Source organism: Hansschlegelia sp. KR7-227, from assembly GCF_049446035.1.
In the GTDB taxonomy this organism is placed as follows: Bacteria; Pseudomonadota; Alphaproteobacteria; order Rhizobiales; family Methylopilaceae; genus Methylopila.
In genome coordinates this window covers 22,527-39,697 of record NZ_JBMSEA010000003.1, presented here as the reverse complement: position 1 = coordinate 39,697, position 17,171 = coordinate 22,527, and the positions used below count along the sequence as shown (strand labels likewise).

Sequence of the window (17,171 nt, the reverse complement as noted above, 5' to 3'; positions counted from 1 at the left end):
TGACGCCACGGGCCCCGATGGCTAGCTTCCGCCCCAACAGGTCGGCCGACATCCGGTCGCGGCAGCAGGAGCGGCGCGCCATGTGCGGCATCGTCGGATTGTTCCTCAAAAACAAGGCGCTGGAGCCGCAGCTCGGCGCGATGCTCAGCGAAATGCTCGGCGTGATGTGCGAGCGCGGTCCGGATTCCGCGGGCTTTGCGGTGTATGGCGCGCCGGAGGCGGGGAAGACCAAGCTGACGCTGCGCGCGACAGCCGGCTACGATTTCGCCGGGCTCGCCGCGAAGCTCGGCGACGACGTAGCGCTCGTCGAGCGGGCGACGCATGCGGTCGTGGTCTTTCCGGAGGCGCGCGAGCAGGCGGTGCGCGAGGCGATCGCAAGCCTCGCCCCGGACGTGACCGTCGTCGGTTCGGGCGCCCGGATGGAGCTTTATAAGGAGGTCGGGCTCCCGAGTGAGGTCGCGACCCGCTTCAAGCTCGCCGAGATGACCGGCAGCCACGGCATCGGCCACACGCGGATGGCGACGGAGAGCGCGGTCACGACCAACGGCGCCCACCCGTTCTCGACCGGCGCGGATCAGTGCCTCGTGCACAACGGCTCGCTGTCGAACCATCGCGGCGTCCGCCGCAACCTCGAGCGGCAGGGCGTCACCGTCCAGACCGACAACGACAGCGAAGTCGCCGCCGGCTACCTCACCTGGCGGATGAAGGAAGGGCGCACGCTCGGCCAGGCGCTCGAGGACTCGCTCGGCGACCTCGACGGCTTCTACACCTTCGTCGTCGGCACCGAGACGGGCTTCGGCGTCATCCGCGATCCGATCGCCTGCAAGCCCGCCGTGATGGCTGAGACCGACGACTACGTCGCCTTCGGCTCGGAGTACCGCGCGCTCGCGGGGCTTCCCGGCATCGAGACCGCGAAGGTCTGGGAGCCGGAGCCGGCCAAGGCGTATTTCTGGGAACGCAAGGCGGCCTGAGTCCGCGCAAGTCTCTATTGGGGGAAGACGGCCTGATGACCGCCGACGGACATACGCACTCCTTTGACCTCGCGACCAGCAAGGTGCGCGATCTGAACGCCGCGCTGCACGCATTGAACGGCGGCTCGAACGCCACGCTGTGGAAGGTGACCAACCCGCGCGGGCTGCACGCCATCGCGGCCGGCGTGGACGCGCCCGTCACCGTCGAGGTCGAGGGGCCGGTCGGCTACTACTGCGGCGGCATGAACAAGGAGGCGCGGATCGTGGTCCGCGGCTCGGCCGGCGTCGGCGTGGCCGAGAACATGATGTCGGGCTTCGTGCATGTCGAAGGCGACGCCAGCCAGTCCGCCGGCGCAACCGCCCATGGCGGGACGCTGCTGATCGAGGGCAACGCCGCGGCCCGCTGCGGCATCTCGATGAAGGGCGTCGACATCGTCGTGAAGGGCTCGGTCGGCCACATGTCGGCCTTCATGGCGCAGGCCGGCACGCTGACCGTGTTCGGCGACGCGGGCGAGGCGCTCGGCGACTCCATCTACGAGGCGCGGCTCTACGTCAGGGGCTCCGTCACGAGCCTCGGCGCCGACTGCGTCGAGAAGGAGATGCGCGACGAACACAAGGCGCAGCTCTTCGAGCGCTTCAAGCTCGCCGGCGTCAACGGCGAGATCGATCCGTCCGAGTTCAAGCGCTACGGCTCGGCGCGCACGCTCTACCATTTCCACGTCGACAACGCGTCGGCCTACTGATGGCGGTCGGGACGGAGATCCTGCGTGCTTCGAGACGGCCCTTCGGGCCGCCTCAGCATGAGGACCGCTTTTCGCCATCCTCCCCCATCGTCATGCTGAGGAGCATCGAGCGAGCGATGCGTCTCGAAGCACGCAGCACGCCTCCGCAGCGAGACCCGTCATGAACGAACACATGAAGCCCCCCGTCGCGCCGCGCACGCTCCCGCGCGAGAGCGCCACCTTCGACGCCTACACGCTGTCGGAGATCCGCCGGGCGGCGGCGACCGGCATCTACGACATCCGCGGCGCCGGCGCGAAGCGCAAGCTTCCGCATTTCGACGATCTGCTGTTCCTCGGCGCCTCGATGTCGCGTTATCCGCTCGAAGGCTATCGCGAGCGCTGCGGCACCGACGTGGTGCTCGGCACGCGCTTCGCCAAGAAGCCGATCGAGCTCAAGATCCCGATCACCATCGCCGGCATGAGCTTCGGCTCGCTGTCGGGGCCGGCCAAGGAAGCGCTCGGCCGCGGCGCGAGCGCGATGGGCACGTCGACCACCACAGGCGACGGCGGCATGACGCAGGAGGAGCGCGGGCACTCGACCAAGCTCGTCTACCAGTACCTGCCGTCGCGCTACGGCATGAATCCGGACGACATTCGCAAGGCCGACGCGATCGAGGTCGTGGTGGGGCAGGGCGCCAAGCCCGGCGGCGGCGGCATGCTGCTCGGCCAGAAGATCTCTGCGCGCGTCGCCAAGATGCGCACGCTGCCCGAAGGCATCGACCAGCGCTCGGCCTGCCGGCATCCGGACTGGACCGGGCCGGACGACCTCGAAATCAAGATCGAGGAGCTGCGCGAGATCACCGACTGGGAGAAGCCGATCTACGTGAAGGTCGGCGCGGCGCGGCCCTATTACGACACGGCCCTCGCGGTGAAGGCCGGCGCCGACGTGGTGGTCGTCGACGGCATGCAGGGCGGCACGGCCGCGACCCAGGAAGTGTTCATCGAAAATGTCGGCATCCCGACGCTCGCGGCCGTCCGCAACGCCGTCCGCGCGCTGCAGGACCTCGGCATGCACCGCAAGGTGCAGCTGATCGTCTCCGGCGGCATCCGCAACGGCGCCGATGTCGCGAAGGCCCTGGCGCTGGGCGCCGACGCGGTCGCGATCGGCACCGCGGCGCTGGTCGCGCTCGGCGACAACGACCCGCAATACGAGGCTGAATACGAGGCGCTCGGCACGCGCGCCGGCGCCTATGACGACTGGCACGAGGGCCGCGATCCCGCAGGCATCACCACGCAGGATCCCGAGCTGATGAAGCGGCTCGACCCGGTCATGGCCGGCCGGCGGCTTGCGAACTACCTCGCGGTCATGACGCTCGAGGCGCAGACCATCGCGCGCGCCTGCGGCAAGAGCCACGTCCACAATCTGGAGCCGGAGGACCTCGTCGCTCTGACCATCGAGGCCGCCGCCATGGCGCAGGTGCCGCTCGCGGGAACGAACTGGGTGCCGGGGCAAAACGGCCAGTTCTGAGGCCGTCGGGGCTGGTCCGCGCCGCCGAGACATGAACGACGAAGAGGGCGAAGCGATCGCATCGCAAGCCCTCAAAGGTGCGATCGGCCCGCCGCGGGCCAAACGGGGAAACTGCGAATGGCGACCGATCTGGCCACAGCCGCGAAGGAACGCGGCATCAAATACTTCCTGATCTCCTTCACCGACCTGTTCGGCTCGCAACGCGCGAAGCTCGTGCCGGCGGCCGCGATCGGCGGCATGCAGAAGTCCGGCGCCGGCTTCGCCGGCTTCGCGACTTGGCTCGACATGAGCCCGTCGGACTCCGACATGTTCGCGATGCCCGACGCGGAAAGCCTGATTCAGCTGCCGTGGAAGCCGGAGGTGGCCTGGCTCGCCGCCGATCTCTGGATGGACGGCAAGCCGGTCGATCAGGCGCCGCGCAACACGCTGAAGCGGATGATCGCCAAGGCGGCCGAGCTCGGCTTCGAGATGAAGTCGGGCGTCGAGTGCGAGTTCTTCCTGATCGACCCGTCGGGCACGGGGCTCTCGGACCTCTCCGACACTCAGGAAAAGCCCTGCTACGACCAGCAGGCCCTGATGCGTCGCTACGACGTCATCACCGAGATCTGCGACGCCATGCTGTCGCTCGGCTGGAAGCCCTACCAGAACGACCATGAGGACGCGAACGGCCAGTTCGAGATGAACTGGAACTACGGCCCCGCGCTGCAGATGGCCGATCAGCACGCCTTCTTCAAATACATGGCGCGCTCCATCGCCGAGAAGCACGGCCTGCGCGCGACCTTCATGCCGAAGCCCTTCGTCAACCTGACCGGCTCCGGCTGCCACGCCCATGTCTCGCTCTGGAAGGGCGAGGACAACGCCTTCGAGGACGAGAAGGGCGAGCTCGGGGTCTCCGACATCGGCTACAACTTCATCGGCGGCCTGATCCACAGCGCCGACGCGATTTGCGCGATGACCAACCCGACGGTGAACTCCTACAAGCGCATCAACGCGCCGCGGACCACCTCGGGCGCGACCTGGGCGCCCAATTCGGTGACCTACACCGGCAACAACCGCACGCATATGATCCGCATCCCGGACGCGGGGCGGTTCGAGTTCCGCCTCGCCGACGGCGCGGCGAACCCATATCTGCTGCAGGCAGCCCTGCTCGCGGCCGGGCTCGACGGAATCGTCAACAAGCGCGACCCCGGCGAGCGGCTCGACATCAACATGTATGTCGACGGCCACACGGTGAAGGACTGCAAGCGCCTGCCCCTGAACCTGCTCGACGCGCTGCGCGCTTTCGAAAGCTCGACGGTGGTGCGCGAGGCGTTCGGCGCCGAGTTCGTCACGGCGTTCGCCAAGCTGAAGACCCAGGAATGGAACGCCTTCTCCCGCCATCTCACCCAATGGGAGCGGGACAACACCCTCGACTGCTGAGCGGATCGCCCTCCGTCCGGCCAGTCGGAGCCGCCGGGGTCCTCGGGATCCCGGCGGCCGCGCCTCCGAGCCTCACGGCCCGGTCCCCCTATTGGCGCCTTGCTTTCAGGCGCTTTCTGAGCGCGCGCGCTTCATATGCCTAGAAAGCGGGCAAAGCCGCCCCTGCAGCGATGAGGGGCGTCCGACGTCACCTCCATAACCTGTGGCGGAGACACGCCGGTCGGCGTCCCGTTCTCCCCGGTTGGGCCGTCGGATCTTCGCCGATAAAGATCAAGGTCCGGTCCCAAGCGCGCCACGACGTGACGAGAACGTTTAGGCGGCAAGGTTATCTCGTCCCCGTCCAGCGTGTCCTCATGATCATCCGCGCCGGACCGGTCAATTAAGACCTCGTTAAGAGGCCGTCTTTTGTCCCTAGTCAATTCTGTGGCGCACTAAGGTGTTCCACAATTCTGACTGTGGCGAAAAAGCATCTGTCTCAAACAACGCGGGCAAAGCTCAAAAATCAGGCTCGACAATCGGGGGTGATCGCCTGATTTTCGTTCTCAACCACCTGAGCGTGTTTGTGAATCGGGGATATCGTAATGAAGAAGTTTTCCGGGCTTGCCCTCAAGACGCTGCTCGGCGTCGCCGCCAGCGCCGTAATTGTCGGCCATGCCTCCGCCGCCGACCTCGCCGCGCCTGAGCCGATCGTCGAGGCCGTCGTGCCGTCGATGTGGGACGTCGCCTTCGGCGTCGCCGGCGTCACCGACTACCGGTTCCGCGGCGTCTCGCAGAGCAACCAGAACCCCGCCGTCCAGGGCTATTTCGAGGTCCAGGCGTTCGACTGGATCTACGCCGGCGTGTGGGGGTCGAGCGTCGACTTCCCCGAGCGCCGCAGCCTCACCGATCCCGCGATGGAGGTCGATTTCTACGCCGGCATCCGTCACACGTGGGACGCGTTCACGATCGACGCCGGCGGCATCTACTACTACTATCCGGGCGAGCATAAGGCGTTCCCCGGCCAGAAGCAGATCGACTACTGGGAGATCTACGCCAAGCCGAGCTACTCCTTCGGCGACTTCGGCTCGATCACCGGCAACATCTTCTGGACCAGCGACTTCGTGAACCTCGGCAACGACGCGCTCTATCTGTCGGCGATCCCGAAGGTCAACATTCCGCTCGCCTCGTTCCCGGACCTCGCCTTCTACGTCTCCGGCGAGATCGGCAAGCAGTGGTTCAAGAAGTCGAGCCTCGCCGATCCGGTCGACTACCTGACCTGGAACGTGGGCGCCGGCGTCACCTACAAGGCGATGACGCTGGACGTGCGCTACAGCGACACCGACCTCAAGAAGAGCGAGTGCTACACCAACACCGCGGCCCGCAGCTGGTGCGGCGACGCCATCGTGGCGAAGCTCTCCTTCGACACCGCCTTCAGCAAGCTCAAGTAAGCTTCGCCTGACAGCTTGATCTGAACGACGCCGCGCTCCCCGGAGCGCGGCGTTTTTCGTCGTCCGCGGGCGATGCGCCGCCTTCGCCGCCGGCGCCCGAGCCTGCGACGATGGCGCCCGCGCGCCTCATTTGCTTAGGCCGCGTCTGGGGTCTAACGGTGGCCGCCTCGTCTTCCGGAGCTCGGTCCGCACGTGTTCGTATCCTTCTTTCCGACCCCCCGCTTGTTCTTCCTGTCGGCCGCGATCTGGTCCGCGATCGCGATCGCGATCTGGTACGCCGGCGGCTCCGGGCTCGGCGCGGCGATCGGACTGGCGTACCCGGCGCCCGACGCGCCGCCGGTCATCGGTCCGGGGGTTTTCGCCACCGGGCCGTTCGTCTGGTTTTACCTCTATTACGGGGTGGTGGTCGGCCTGTTCTATGCGGCTTGGGCGACGCTGCGCCCGCACCCGTGGCAGACCTGGTCGATCCTCGGCACGGCGCTGATCCTGTTCACAACCTATTTCCAGGTGCAGGTCTCCGTCGCCGTCAACGCCTGGTACGGGCCGTTCTATGACCTCGTGCAGGCCGCGCTGTCGAAGTCGCGGCCAGTCTCCCTCGGCGAGTTTTACGGCGAAATCATCGCCTTCACCGGCATCGCGATGGTGGCGGTGATCGTCGGCGTGCTGACGCGGTTCTTCGTCAGCCACTACATCTTCCGCTGGCGCACCGCGATGAACGACTTCTACATGGAGCACTGGGGCAGGCTCCGGGAGATCGAGGGCGCCTCCCAGCGCGTGCAGGAAGACACCATGCGCTTCTCGACCATCGTCGAGGGGCTCGGGGTGAACTTCGTCGAATCGATCATGACGCTGATCGCTTTCCTGCCGGTGCTGGTGGCGCTGTCCGGTCCGGTGTCCGAGGTTCCGATCCTGGGTTCGATTCCCCACCCGCTGGTCGTGATCGCGGTGCTGTGGTCCGTGCTCGGCACCGGCTTTCTGGCTCTCGTCGGCGTCAAGCTGCCGGGGCTGCAGTTCCGCAACCAGCGCGTCGAGGCCGCCTATCGCAAGGAACTCGTCTATGGCGAAGACGATTCTTCGCGCGCCCAGCCGGAGACGGTGAGGGAGCTGTTCTCCTGGGTGCGGCACAACTATTTCCGGCTGTATTTCCACTACGCCTACTTCAACGTCGCGCGCATCTCCTATTTGCAGATCGACAACATCTTCCCCTACATCGTGCTCGCGCCGACCATCGTGCTCGGCAAGATCACGCTCGGGGTGATGAACCAGATCCTCAACGCCTTCGAGCAGGTGCGCTCCTCGTTCCAGTATCTCGTCAACTCCTGGACCACGATCGTGGAGCTGCTGTCGGTCTACAAGCGCTTGCGCGCCTTCGAGGCCGTGATCTACGGCGAGCCGCTGCCCTCGATCGACCAGGAGGAGCCGGAGGCCGAGGTCGACGCCTTCGGCGCCCGCACCTGAGGCGCGCGTTTCGAGCGGCGCCGCTCTCCCGCCGGTCGCCGCCGCGCACTAGATCAGAGGCGATGACGCCACCTGCCATCCCCCGTCGCCCTTGGTTCTCGCCGCGATCGCTCGCGATCCTGGCCGGCGCGCTGATCCTGTGCTTCGGCGCCGCCCGGTTGGGAGCGATCGCGACCTTTCCCAATCTGGAGCCGTGGTACCGAGGCCTCGAAAAACCCTGGTTCACCCCGCCCGACGTCGCGTTTCCCGTCGCCTGGACGATCCTGTTCGCGCTGATGGCGGTCGCGGTCTGGCGGGTCGCGCTGCTGTCGGACGGGGCGACGCGGCGCGGCGCTCTTGGCGCCTTCGCGGTCCAGCTCGCGCTCAACGTCGGGTGGTCGTTCGCCTTCTTCGCCGCGCAGAGCCCGCTGCTCGGCCTCATCGAGATCGCGGCGCTGCTTGCGGCGATCGTCTGGACGATCGCGCGGTTTCGTCCGATCGACGGGGTCGCGGCGGCGCTGCTTTGCCCTTATCTCGCCTGGGTCGCTTTCGCGGCCGCGCTCAACGCCGCGATCCTCGTCCTCAACGCCTGACCGGCGCGCGGCGCGACGCGGACGCCGATCTCTCTGGGAACGCCTGCCATGGCCTATGCGCTGTCGACCTACGCCGTCCCCGCCGCCATCGGCGCCGTCGCGATCGTCCTGCTGCTCGGGCTGTTCAACATGATGCGCGGCGGGAGCGCCAACACGTCCCAGAGGCTGATGCGTTGGCGCGTCATCCTGCAGTTTGGCGCGATCGTCGTGATCATGGCGACGCTATGGGCGATGGGGCGCTGACTCCATGGTCAAGCTCAACAAAATCTACACCCGCACCGGCGACGACGGCACCACGGGGCTCGCCATCGGCCCCCGGCGCGCGAAGCACGACCTGCGCATCGAGTCCTTCGGCGCCGTCGACGAGGCGAACGCCGCGATCGGACTTGCGCGGCTGCACGTTTCCGATCTCACAGACATCGACGCGATGCTGGAGCGCATTCAGAACGAGCTGTTCGATCTCGGCGCCGATCTCGCGACCCCTGACGACGGGACCGACCTCGGCTACGAGCCGCTGAGGATCGTCGCCTCGCAGGTCGACGCGCTCGAGCGCGACATCGACGCGCTGAACGCCCGCCTTGAGCCCCTCAGATCCTTCGTCCTGCCGGCGGGCACGGAGCTCTCCGCGCATCTCCACGCCGCGCGCACCATCACGCGCCGCGCGGAGCGCCGCATGACCGAACTCGCCGCGCGGGAGCCGGTGTCGCCCGCGGCGCTGCGCTACGCCAACCGCCTGTCGGACTTTCTGTTCGTGGCGGCCCGCGTGGCCAATCTGGGACGAGGCGACGTGTTGTGGGCGCCCGGAAAGACACGCTGACGCCACGATCGTGCGCCGCCGGCCCCGACGCTCTTTAAGGAGCCGCGCCCGCCGGCCATAGTCCGGGACAGACGGGCGAACAGCGCCCGGTCGACGTCACGAGAGCGCTCCGATGTTCGTCCCTCTCCTGGACGACGCTCCGGTCCGCCGGATCCGGAAGCCATGGGTCACCTATGGCTTCATGGCGGCCTGCGCGCTCGTCTACGCCGTGTTCCAGGCCGGGTGGATCGCCCCGCCGCACAGCGGCGCGCCGGTGTCGTTCGGGCTCATCCCGAGCGTGCTGTTCGGCGACGCGGTGCTTCCGGCCGGCTATTACGTCGTGCCCGCCTGGGCCACGATCGTCACCTCGCTGTTCCTGCATGGCGGCGTGCTGCACCTCGCCGGCAACCTGCTGTTCCTCTGGGTGTTCGGCGACAACGTCGAGGACGATCTCGGACATCTGCGCTACGTCGCGTTCATCCTGCTCTGCGCCGTCGGCTCCGGCCTCGCCCACGCGGCCGGCGCGCCGAACTCCGACGCGCCGCTGGTCGGCGCCTCCGGGGTCGTGGCGGGCGTCGTCGCGGCCTATGTCATGCTGCACCCGCAGGTGAAGGTCTGGGTGCTGCTGTTCTACCGGCTGCCGCTCCGGCTGAGGGCGTTCTGGATCATCGGGGCCTGGGTCGTGTTCCAGGCGGGCAACGCTCTGCTCGCGGGCGAGGCGATGGTCGCCTGGTGGGCCCATGTCGGCGGGTTCATAACCGGCGCCGTGCTCGTCGCCGCGCTGAAACGGCCCGACGTCCAGCTGTTCGACAAGGACCTCACCGCCCGCATCGAACGCCGCGCCCAGGCCACCACCGGGAAGCCCGCCTGATCGGGGCCGCGCTCGGCCGGCCAACGGCGTCCCCGCCCGGACGATGCTGCGCCGAATGTGGGGGTTTCCGCAATCCGGAGGGCGGAGGACGATCCGGCGGTCATGAAGACGGTCCTCACGCTGTTCGTCCTGGCAGGGTATCGCGGCGTCGGAGAACCCCTGCGCGCGCTGGGGCTGAAGCGCGCCCGCCTGGCGGCCTTCGGCCTTGGCCCTGACGACCCGCTGCCCGCCGTGGAGGTCGATCCGATCCGCGCCGCCGACTGCGCGCCAGGCTGCCGCTTCGACCCGGCGGCCCCGAGCGCCGCGATCGACCGCTACGTCGAACGGCCCGGCCGCGGCGGCTTGCTCGCCCGCCGCGTGCGGCTGACGCCGACCGCGATCGATCTCGCCCGGTATCGCGACGTCGCCGCCTTCGAGGCCGCGCTCCGAAAACGCTCCTCGCGCACGCTGCCCAAGATACGGCGCGCTCGCGAGGCCGGCTATGTCGTGCGGCGTTTTCCGGTCGCGCGCCACGTGTTCGACGTCCACGCGGTGAAGACCTCCATGAGCGTGCGCGCCGGCGGCCCGGTGCTCGATTACTGGCTGCTCCGGCCGGGCGACATCGTGCGTCCCTCGCAGCGCTCGCTCCAGCTCAGGCCGCCACGCTGCCAGGCGCACTGGACGGAATGGTGGGGCGTCTTCCTGCCGGAGCCGGGGCGCATGCAAGGGACGGTGAGGGTTGACGAGCGTCTCGTCGCCTACGTCAAGGCGGCCCGGCGCGGCGACCTGCTGCATTACGCCGACATCATGGGCCACCGCGACCATCTCGACCGGGGGGTGATGGCGCTGCTGCATTTCGATCTGATGCGCTGGCTGATTGCAAGCGGCGACCCGATGGCGGCAGGCGTTCGGGCCGTGCTCTACGGCGGCGCCGAGCACGGCCGCGAGGGCCTGCTCACATGGAAGAAGCGGGCGGGGTTCGAGCCGATGCGCCTCGTTCTCAAGGCTGCGCCGGACGAGCATGAATCGGCCCGCTGACAGACCCTCCGACCCACGTCACGACGCGCCTGCGATCGGCCACTGCGGCGAAAAGGGCCGGCGCCGTGCTCAACTTTCTGCTGGTCCCTGCGGCCGTTCCGAGCGTTGACTTGGTCGCCGGGCGCCCCCTAGTGTCCGCGGCGCTTCGCGGGGCCTGCGGTTCCGCGCCGACTTCGAGAGCCGCCGCGCGTCCGCGCCGGATTTCCGCGAACGTCTTGCTTCGAGGTGGACGACCCCCATGAAAGTGCTGGTGCCCGTCAAGCGCGTGGTCGACTACAACGTCAAGATCCGGGTGAAGCCCGACGGCTCCGGCGTCGAGCTCGCCAACGTCAAGATGTCGATGAACCCGTTCGACGAGATCGCCGTCGAAGAGGCGCTCCGGCTGAAGGAGGCCGGGACGGCGACCGAGGTGGTGATCGTCTCGATCGGCCCCGCGCAGGCCGCCGAAACCATCCGCACCGGTCTCGCCATGGGCGGGGACCGCGGCATTCTGGTCAAGACCGATGGGCCGACCGAGCCGCTCGCGGTCGCCAAGATCCTCGTCAAGATCGTCGAGGAGGAGAAACCTGAGCTCGTCATCATGGGCAAGCAGGCGATCGACGACGACTGCAACCAGACGGGCCAGATGCTGGCCGCCTTGCTCGGCTGGCCGCAGGGCACCTTCGCCTCCAAGGTCGCGCCGGGCGGCGACGGCGTCGAGGTGACGCGCGAGGTCGATGGCGGGCTGCAAACCGTGTCGCTCAAGCTGCCGGCGGTGGTCACCACCGACCTCAGGCTGAACGAGCCGCGCTACGCCTCGCTGCCCAACATCATGAAGGCGAAGAAGAAGCCGCTCGACGAGAAATCCGTCGCCGATCTCGGGGTCGACGTCGCGCCGCGGCTCGAGATCCTGAAGACCACCGAGCCGCCGAAGCGCTCGGCCGGCGTCAAGGTCGGCTCGGCCGCCGAGCTCGTGCAGAAGCTGAAGTCCGAAGCGGGAGTGATCTGACCATGGCGACCCTGCTTCTGGCCGATCACCATGAGGACACGCTTGGCGACGCGACCGCCAAGGCGCTGACGGCGGCGCTCCAGATCGGCGGGCCGGTCCACATCCTGGTCGCCGGGGTCTCCCCGAGGGGCGCGGCGGACGAGGCCGCCAAGCTCGACGGCGTCGAGAAGGTGCTCGTCGCCTCCGGCGAGCAGTACGGCCACGGCCTGGCCGAGCCGTTCGCCGAACTGATCCTCGGCCTGATGGACGGCTACGACACGCTGGTGGCGTCCTCCTCCACGACCGGCAAGAACATCCTGCCGCGGGTCGCGGCCAAGCTCGACGTGATGCAGGTCTCGGACATCTCCAAGGTCGAGGGGCCCGACACCTTCGAGCGGCCGGTCTATGCCGGCAACGCGCTGCAGACGGTGAAGTCGACCGACCGGATCAAGGTGGTGACCGTGCGCACCTCGACCTTCCAGCCGACGGGACAGGGCGGATCGGCGACGGTCGAGGACGTCGCCGCAGCCGCCGATCCCGGCCTGTCGAGCTTCGTCCGCGAGGAGCTGACCAAATCCGACCGCCCCGAGCTCGGCGCCGCCAGGATCATCGTCTCCGGCGGCCGCGCCATGGGCTCGTCGGAGAAGTTCAGGGAGGTCATCGAGCCGCTGGCCGACACGCTCGGCGCCGCGATCGGCGCGAGCCGGGCCGCGGTCGACGCCGGCTACGCCCCGAACGACCAGCAGGTCGGCCAGACCGGAAAGGTGGTCGCGCCCGAGCTCTACATCGCGCTCGGCATCTCCGGCGCGATCCAGCATCTCGCCGGCATGAAGGACTCCAAGGTGATCGTCGCCATCAACAAGGACGAGGAGGCGCCGATCTTCCAGGTCGCCGACTACGGCCTGGTGGCGGACCTGTTCAAGGCGGTCCCGGAGCTCCAGGAGGAGCTGGCGAAGGCCGGAAAATAACGGGCGCGGGCGTCGGCCCGCTCCCGACTTTCGTAGAGTGAGCCGTCGCAGCACTGGCGTTGTGCGCTGCGGCACGTAAGATCGCGCCCCGCGCTCGCGACCTCAGGGCGCCACGAAAAAGGACGGTCGGACGAATGCCGACGCAGATATCGAAAGTGGGCGTGATCGGCGCCGGGCAGATGGGCTGCGGCATCGCGCATGTCTGCGCCATCGCAGGCCTCGACGTCGCGATCAACGACGTGTCGCCCGAGCGCGCGAAGGCGAGCCTCGGCGTCATCGACGGCAACATGCAGCGCCAGGAAAACAAGGGCGCAATCAGCGACGAGACCCGAAAGGCCGCGCTCAAGCGCATTTCGGTCGTCGACGGCTACAAGGCGCTGTCCGACTGCGACCTCGTGATCGAGGCCGCGACGGAAGACGAGCAGATCAAGCGCAAAATCTACTCCGAGCTGTGTCCGCAGCTGCCGCCGCAGACGATGGTCGCGACCAACACCTCCTCGATCTCGATCACGCGGCTCGCGGCTTCGACCGACCGGCCGGAGCGCTTCATCGGCATCCACTTCATGAATCCGGTGCCGCTGATGCAGCTCGTCGAGCTGATCCGCGGCATCGCCACCGAAGACGAGACCTTCGACGCCGCCAAGGTGCTGATCGACAAGCTCGGCAAGACCGTGGCGGTGTCCGAGGACTTTCCGGCCTTCATGGTCAACCGCATCCTGCTGCCGATGATCAACGAGGCGATCTACACCCTCTACGAGGGCGTGGGGTCGGTCGACGCCATCGACACCGCGATGCGGCTCGGCGCAAACCACCCGATGGGCCCGCTGCAGCTCGCCGATTTCATCGGCCTGGACACCTGCCTGTCGGTCATGCAGGTGCTGCATGACGGGCTGGCCGACTCCAAGTACCGGCCGTGTCCTCTGCTGGTGAAGTACGTCGAGGCGGGCTGGCTTGGCCGCAAGACCCAGCGGGGCTTTTACGACTACCGCGGCGAGCACCCGGTCCCGACGCGCTGACGCGCTTGACCCCGACCGACGGACCTTAAGTCTTCCTTCAAACGTCGCGTGCACCGTGCCTGCCGGCTCGAGAAGGGAGCATGCGATCGATGGAAGTCTCCGCGCTTGCCGCGTCCGCCGTGGCGACGACGGCCCAGCAGACCCGCGACGGCTTTGCGATCGCCGCGCTGAAGATCGCGAACCAGCAGGATCAGATGATCGCCGACATGGTCGCGCAGTCCGCCGACGCGGCGAAGGCTGAGACCGCCGAAGGCGTCGGCGGGAAGGTCGACAAGCTCGCCTGAAGACGAGCGACCTGATCCTCCGCGGGTTGCCACCCCCGTCGTTCCGGGCTCGTCCCGGAACCCATTTCACCTGCGTTTCGAAGACTTGGCGAGGACCGGCGATGGATCCCGGGAGGAGCCCGGGTTGACGGTCGAGGAGCTTTCGCCGCGATCGGAGCCGACCGATCTCAGGCGAACAGGTCGCGTTGCGGGGCCACCGCCTCGCTGCCGGGGAACACCTTCTCCGCCAGCACCTTCTGAGGCACGCCGAGATGGTCGGCGAGCACGCCCTTGAGAACCGCGCGCAGGTCGGTCGTCGGCATGAGGTCGCGGCCGTCGAGCAGGTTCTTCTCGGCGAGACCCGGCCAGTCCGCGACCACCCGCCCACCCTTCACCGCGCCCCCGAGCAGGAAGGCCACCGTGCCGTTGCCATGGTCGGTGCCGTCGGCGCCGTTCTCGCGCGCGGTGCGGCCGAATTCCGTGACGACGACGACCGCCGTGTCCTTCCATACCGGCTGCAGTCCGGTCTTCAATGCGTCGAGCGCAAGATCCAGGCCCCCGAGCAGCTGGGCGAGGCGGCCGGTCCCCCCGCCCTCGCGCGCGTGCGTGTCCCAGCCGTCATAGCTGAGCGCCGCGACGCGCGGCCCTTCCGCGCCCGCCATCAGCCGCGCCGTGCCCTCGGCGAGCTGGACGAAGTTCTTCTGCATGCGGTTGAGACCGGGCGCCATCTTCGAATCGGCCTGCCCGCCGGCGGCCAACCGATCGGTCGCGACGCCGGCCTCGAACACGCGGGCGAGCTCGGGATCGCGGGCGGCGTAGAGCGCCGCAAGGCGGTCGATCGTGTCGGCGCGGGCCGTGTCGAGCCGCGGCGGCGCCCAGGAGACCGTCGGGGCCGGTCCGCGCAGGATGAGCGGGATCGTCGCTCCGACGCCGAGACCCTTCGCGGGCTTGACGCGGCCTGCGGCCGGCAGTTCGGCGACGGCGCGGTTCAGCCAGCCGGTGGCGAGGCCGCCAGGCTTGGCCGTGCCGTTCTCGAGCGCGTCCTGCCCGTCGAAATGAGACCGGTCGCGATAGGGGGTCGCGACGGCGTGGACGGCGAGCGCATCGCCGGCCTTCACCATGGCGTGCAATTTCTTCAGGCCGGGGTTGAGCGCGAAGGTCGCGTCGATCGGCAGCGCCGCGCCCTCGCCGTGCTCCTTCAGGCCGATGTCCGGCCGCAGCGCGGCGTAAGCCGGATCGCCGATCGGCGGCACGGCCGACAGGCCGTCGAGGGCGCCGCGCAGGATCACGACGACGAGCCGCGGGTCGCGCGCTCCGGCGGCGCTCGCGGTGCGCGGCAGCATCAGCGCCGCGGTCATCGAGGCGGCGGCGCCCGCGAGGAACAGGCGGCGGTCCGGACAGATCAGGGCGTCGCGCGCGTCGGCGCGGATCAGGCGGGTCGAGGACATCGTCATCTCCGCTGCATCTCGGGGCTCATCAGCAGAAGCGCCAGCGCCTGCTCGCGCGAGCCGGCGCGCTTGACCGCCGAGCGGGTCTCGTCGCTCAGCACGTCGCCCAGCAGGTCCTCGGCGAGCGCGTTCGGATCGGTCGAGCTCGCGTTCCGGTCGGCCATGTCGGAGGCGAGATCGAGACGGTTGGTCTGCGCGTCCGGCGCGACCCAGTCGGCGCCCACCAGCGAGAAGCCTTGTGGCGAAGGCGGCCGCCACAGGCTCTGCCCGAGCGTGTCGAGGCCTTTCAGCACGTCGACCATGCGCGGCCGGTCGTCGAAGGCGCGCGTGCAGGCGAACACGAACTCCTGAGGGCTGCGCATCTTGGCGCGCGGCGCCGCCCAGGCCTCGTCGGCGGTCGCGAGCGCGATTGCGACCTGCTTCAGATCGCCGTCGGTGTCGCGGAAGGTTTTTGTGAGCCGGTCGACCAGCGCCTGCGGCGGCTGATCGGCGACGAAGGCGGTCGCAAGACGCCGCGCGACATGCTTGGCGGTCGCGGGGCTGCGGGCCAAGTCGTCGAGGATCGCTTGCGCCTGGTCCTCGCCGCCTTCCGCGTAGCGCTTGCCCATCACCGTCTGCGCGCCCGGCTCGTGGCGGCGCTCGTCGAAGGCGAAGGCGCCGCGGCCAGGCTCGTCCTGCGCGCTGGCGAGCGTCCATCCGGTCAGCGCCTTGGCGAGTGCGATGACGTCGGCCTGGGCGTAGCCGCCGTCGACCCCGAGCGTGTGCAGCTCAAGGAGTTCGCGGGCGTGGTTCTCGTTCAATCCGACGCCGCGCTTCGCGCCGATCGCGCTCTTCGGGCCGGTCGAGCCGTAATTGTCGAGGTAGCGCAGCATCGCAGGGTGGCGGGTCGCCGCGTTCAGCATGTCCGAGAAGCGGCCCAGCACATGCGGGCGGATCGCCTCGCGCTCATAGGCGCCGGTAATCGCCAACACGAAACCGTTCTTGGAGCCCGAAACGGCGAAGTGGTTCGCCCAGAAATGCGTGAGGCGCTCGACATAGCCGATCCTGCACTCGAGCGCCTTGTCGATGCGGGCGCGCACCTCGAGCCGGTAGGCGCGCTGCGAAGGCGGCATCTTTCGCGCGCGCTTCGCCTTGCCGCCGGCCATGTCGCCGCCGGCCGCCATGTCGGCGCCGGCATCGTCCTTCGCGTCGGTCATCCGGCCGTCCTTGCGAAGGACCGCCGCGATCTCCTCCTGGCGGGGGGTGAGGGCCTGCCCGCGCTCCATGCGCCGCTCGAGCCGCGCCGCCGTGATGATGCGCCCGATGTCCGCGCTCGATTCGAGAGCGGCGTCGCCGATCTCGAGGATGTTCTTCTCGTCGAGCTCCTGGCGGACGGCGCCGCGCGGATCGGAGGCCACGCGGCTGCGGTCTCCCGGCCGAGGGCCGAGCCCGAATCGGCTGAGCGCGATCTGGACGTCCGAGTGCGGCAGGTCGAGGCCCTGGGTCGCCATGTCTCTCCTTCCCGCACGCCGTCGACAGCATTGGGGGCGGCGCATTCGCGCGCAAAATAAAGGTCGCCTCGTGACCGCGTCGGCGGCGCGGCGTGCTTTCGGGCTTCTACGCGCGGGTCGTCCGCCCCCTGCGCCGGGGCGCGCCGGCCTGTGGAACCGGACGATCGTAGCGGCCTGATCCACGCTTCCTTAACGCTGCTGATTCCTTACTGGCTGGGCCGCGGGCGGAGCCGGATCC

The 17,171-nt window shown here is 68.7% G+C and carries 17 protein-coding genes; 15 read left to right on the top strand and 2 right to left on the bottom strand.

Annotated features, from left to right (window positions below; translation table 11 throughout):
- Positions 1-80: 80 nt before the first annotated feature.
- The 15 genes from ACO2RJ_RS17685 (at position 81) to ACO2RJ_RS17615 (ending at position 14,016) form a co-directional block, all read left to right on the top strand.
- Positions 81-971, top strand: coding sequence for a class II glutamine amidotransferase (locus ACO2RJ_RS17685; protein ID WP_423269452.1), 891 nt, complete (start codon positions 81-83; stop codon positions 969-971).
- Positions 972-1,006: 35 nt separating this feature from the next.
- Positions 1,007-1,714: a protein glxC gene (locus ACO2RJ_RS17680; RefSeq protein ID WP_423269451.1), complete on the top strand. Its 708-nt coding sequence runs from the start codon at positions 1,007-1,009 to the stop codon at positions 1,712-1,714.
- Positions 1,715-1,874: 160 nt separating this feature from the next.
- Positions 1,875-3,221 carry an FMN-binding glutamate synthase family protein gene (locus tag ACO2RJ_RS17675; protein WP_423269450.1) on the top strand — a complete coding sequence of 449 codons (1,347 nt, stop codon included), beginning with the start codon at positions 1,875-1,877 and terminating at the stop codon, positions 3,219-3,221.
- Between the two features lie 117 nt (positions 3,222-3,338).
- Positions 3,339-4,640, top strand: a complete 1,302-nt coding sequence (glnT, locus tag ACO2RJ_RS17670; protein WP_423269449.1) for a type III glutamate--ammonia ligase — start codon at positions 3,339-3,341, stop codon at positions 4,638-4,640.
- Positions 4,641-5,221: 581 nt separating this feature from the next.
- On the top strand, positions 5,222-6,067 hold the full coding sequence (locus ACO2RJ_RS17665) for a TorF family putative porin (protein ID WP_423269448.1): 846 nt from the start codon (positions 5,222-5,224) through the stop codon (positions 6,065-6,067).
- A gap of 192 nt (positions 6,068-6,259) precedes the next feature.
- The gene (gene sbmA / locus ACO2RJ_RS17660) at positions 6,260-7,525 is read left to right on the top strand and encodes a peptide antibiotic transporter SbmA (protein WP_423269447.1); all 1,266 of its coding nucleotides are present in this window, start codon (positions 6,260-6,262) and stop codon (positions 7,523-7,525) included.
- A gap of 62 nt (positions 7,526-7,587) precedes the next feature.
- Positions 7,588-8,097 (top strand): TspO/MBR family protein, encoded by a 510-nt coding sequence (locus ACO2RJ_RS17655; protein WP_423269446.1) that lies wholly within the window; start codon positions 7,588-7,590, stop codon positions 8,095-8,097.
- A 48-nt stretch (positions 8,098-8,145) separates the two neighbouring features.
- Entirely contained in the window at positions 8,146-8,340 is a 195-nt protein-coding gene (locus ACO2RJ_RS17650; protein ID WP_423269445.1) for a twin transmembrane helix small protein, read from the top strand.
- Positions 8,341-8,344: 4 nt separating this feature from the next.
- Positions 8,345-8,914 carry a cob(I)yrinic acid a,c-diamide adenosyltransferase gene (locus ACO2RJ_RS17645; protein WP_423269444.1) on the top strand — a complete coding sequence of 190 codons (570 nt, stop codon included), beginning with the start codon at positions 8,345-8,347 and terminating at the stop codon, positions 8,912-8,914.
- Positions 8,915-9,026: 112 nt separating this feature from the next.
- Complete coding sequence (locus ACO2RJ_RS17640; RefSeq protein WP_423269443.1) at positions 9,027-9,764, top strand: rhomboid family intramembrane serine protease; 738 nt, start codon at positions 9,027-9,029, stop codon at positions 9,762-9,764.
- Between the two features lie 102 nt (positions 9,765-9,866).
- Positions 9,867-10,781 carry a hypothetical protein gene (locus tag ACO2RJ_RS17635; protein WP_423269442.1) on the top strand — a complete coding sequence of 305 codons (915 nt, stop codon included), beginning with the start codon at positions 9,867-9,869 and terminating at the stop codon, positions 10,779-10,781.
- 238 nt (positions 10,782-11,019) lie between these two features.
- Positions 11,020-11,769 (top strand): electron transfer flavoprotein subunit beta/FixA family protein, encoded by a 750-nt coding sequence (locus tag ACO2RJ_RS17630; protein WP_423269441.1) that lies wholly within the window; start codon positions 11,020-11,022, stop codon positions 11,767-11,769.
- Positions 11,770-11,771: 2 nt separating this feature from the next.
- The gene (locus ACO2RJ_RS17625; protein ID WP_423269440.1) at positions 11,772-12,716 is read left to right on the top strand and encodes an electron transfer flavoprotein subunit alpha/FixB family protein; all 945 of its coding nucleotides are present in this window, start codon (positions 11,772-11,774) and stop codon (positions 12,714-12,716) included.
- A 134-nt stretch (positions 12,717-12,850) separates the two neighbouring features.
- The gene (locus ACO2RJ_RS17620) at positions 12,851-13,732 is read left to right on the top strand and encodes a 3-hydroxybutyryl-CoA dehydrogenase (protein WP_423269439.1); all 882 of its coding nucleotides are present in this window, start codon (positions 12,851-12,853) and stop codon (positions 13,730-13,732) included.
- An 89-nt stretch (positions 13,733-13,821) separates the two neighbouring features.
- The gene (locus ACO2RJ_RS17615; RefSeq protein ID WP_423269438.1) at positions 13,822-14,016 is read left to right on the top strand and encodes a hypothetical protein; all 195 of its coding nucleotides are present in this window, start codon (positions 13,822-13,824) and stop codon (positions 14,014-14,016) included.
- A 167-nt stretch (positions 14,017-14,183) separates the two neighbouring features.
- Here the strand turns inward: ACO2RJ_RS17615 and ACO2RJ_RS17610 are convergent, their stop codons facing one another.
- A complete protein-coding gene (locus ACO2RJ_RS17610; RefSeq protein ID WP_423269437.1) occupies positions 14,184-15,443 on the bottom strand; it encodes a DUF1501 domain-containing protein in 1,260 nt (419 codons plus the stop codon).
- A gap of 2 nt (positions 15,444-15,445) precedes the next feature.
- The gene (locus tag ACO2RJ_RS17605; RefSeq protein WP_423269436.1) at positions 15,446-16,933 is read right to left on the bottom strand and encodes a DUF1800 domain-containing protein; all 1,488 of its coding nucleotides are present in this window, start codon (positions 16,931-16,933) and stop codon (positions 15,446-15,448) included.
- Positions 16,934-17,171 lie beyond the last annotated feature (238 nt).

Excerpts from the sequence above, each read along its gene's own strand:
- ACO2RJ_RS17625 (WP_423269440.1), top strand. The coding sequence starts at position 11,772 with ATGGCGACCCTGCTTCTGGCCGATCACCATGAGGACACGCTTGGCGAC.
- ACO2RJ_RS17615 (WP_423269438.1), top strand. The coding sequence starts at position 13,822 with ATGGAAGTCTCCGCGCTTGCCGCGTCCGCCGTGGCGACGACGGCCCAG.
- ACO2RJ_RS17650 (WP_423269445.1), top strand. The coding sequence starts at position 8,146 with ATGGCCTATGCGCTGTCGACCTACGCCGTCCCCGCCGCCATCGGCGCC.
- ACO2RJ_RS17610 (WP_423269437.1), bottom strand. The coding sequence starts at position 15,443 with ATGTCCTCGACCCGCCTGATCCGCGCCGACGCGCGCGACGCCCTGATC.
- ACO2RJ_RS17685 (WP_423269452.1), top strand. The coding sequence starts at position 81 with ATGTGCGGCATCGTCGGATTGTTCCTCAAAAACAAGGCGCTGGAGCCG.
- ACO2RJ_RS17645 (WP_423269444.1), top strand. The coding sequence starts at position 8,345 with ATGGTCAAGCTCAACAAAATCTACACCCGCACCGGCGACGACGGCACC.
- ACO2RJ_RS17665 (WP_423269448.1), top strand. The coding sequence starts at position 5,222 with ATGAAGAAGTTTTCCGGGCTTGCCCTCAAGACGCTGCTCGGCGTCGCC.
- ACO2RJ_RS17605 (WP_423269436.1), bottom strand. The coding sequence starts at position 16,933 with ATGGCGACCCAGGGCCTCGACCTGCCGCACTCGGACGTCCAGATCGCG.
- ACO2RJ_RS17630 (WP_423269441.1), top strand. The coding sequence starts at position 11,020 with ATGAAAGTGCTGGTGCCCGTCAAGCGCGTGGTCGACTACAACGTCAAG.
- glnT (WP_423269449.1), top strand. The coding sequence starts at position 3,339 with ATGGCGACCGATCTGGCCACAGCCGCGAAGGAACGCGGCATCAAATAC.
- ACO2RJ_RS17635 (WP_423269442.1), top strand. The coding sequence starts at position 9,867 with ATGAAGACGGTCCTCACGCTGTTCGTCCTGGCAGGGTATCGCGGCGTC.
- ACO2RJ_RS17620 (WP_423269439.1), top strand. The coding sequence starts at position 12,851 with ATGCCGACGCAGATATCGAAAGTGGGCGTGATCGGCGCCGGGCAGATG.
- ACO2RJ_RS17675 (WP_423269450.1), top strand. The coding sequence starts at position 1,875 with ATGAACGAACACATGAAGCCCCCCGTCGCGCCGCGCACGCTCCCGCGC.
- ACO2RJ_RS17640 (WP_423269443.1), top strand. The coding sequence starts at position 9,027 with ATGTTCGTCCCTCTCCTGGACGACGCTCCGGTCCGCCGGATCCGGAAG.
- ACO2RJ_RS17655 (WP_423269446.1), top strand. The coding sequence starts at position 7,588 with ATGACGCCACCTGCCATCCCCCGTCGCCCTTGGTTCTCGCCGCGATCG.
- ACO2RJ_RS17680 (WP_423269451.1), top strand. The coding sequence starts at position 1,007 with ATGACCGCCGACGGACATACGCACTCCTTTGACCTCGCGACCAGCAAG.